This window comes from Streptococcus oralis, assembly GCF_003943825.1.
GTDB lineage: Bacteria > Bacillota > Bacilli > Lactobacillales > Streptococcaceae > Streptococcus > Streptococcus oralis_CD.
In genome coordinates this window covers 1-937 of sequence record NZ_RJNJ01000039.1, presented here as the reverse complement: position 1 = coordinate 937, position 937 = coordinate 1, and the positions used below count along the sequence as shown (strand labels likewise).

The following is a 937-nucleotide window of genomic DNA, read 5'->3' as shown; positions in this document are numbered from 1 at the left end:
GTCAATAGCTCTAGGCAAATGTTTCCAGCTTTTTCTCATGTAAGCCCTATCTACGATACTGTTTCAAGAAACGAGTCATCTTTTCTTGGATTTGTGCTAATTCATCTATACGAGGGAGGTAAACAATACGAAAATGGTCTGGTTCTTTCCAGTTAAAACCGCGACCATGAACCAAGAGAACCTTCTCTTGCTTCAAGAAATTGAGGACAAACTGTTCATCATCATCGATGCGATACATATTGCGGTCAATTTTAGGGAAAATATAAAGTCCGGCTTTGGGTTTAACAGCAGATAAACCAGGAATATCTTGAATGGCATTGTAAATGAAGTTTCTTTGCTCGTAGATCCGTCCACCAGGAAGGAGCAATTCGTCCACCGACTGGTGCCCACCTAGCGAGGTTTGTACGACTTGCTGGGCCAAAACGTTAGAGCAAAGGCGCATGTTGGACAGCATATTGAGCCCTTCAATATAGCCCTTGACATGTGTCTTAGGTCCTGATAAGACCATCCATCCTATACGGAAGCCAGCGATACGGTGAGATTTTGACAGACCATTCATGCTGACGCAGAAGACATCTGGAGCCAGGCTAGCTACTGAGACATGCTCATGACCGTCCATGACCATACGGTCGTAAATTTCATCCGCAAAGATAATCAAGTCGTTTTGACGGGCAATCTCGATAATCTCTAACAAGAGTTCCTTGGGATAAAGGGCTCCTGTCGGATTATTTGGATTGATGAGAATAATAGCCTTGGTATTTGAAGTGATTTTTGACTTAATATCGTCAATATCTGGGTACCATTCTGCAGCTTCATCACAGATATAGTGAACGGCATTTCCCCCAGCTAGGCTGACCGCGGCTGTCCAGAGAGGATAGTCTGGCATGGGCACCAAGACCTCATCTCCATTGTCCAAAAGCCCCTGCATGGACATGAC

The 937-nt window shown here is 44.6% G+C and carries 1 protein-coding gene; it reads right to left on the bottom strand.

The window, feature by feature from the left end:
- Window positions 1-46: 46 nt before the first annotated feature.
- The coding region (locus D8863_RS10415) for a pyridoxal phosphate-dependent aminotransferase (protein WP_142999485.1) at window positions 47-937 on the bottom strand (891 nt) is incomplete at its 5' end.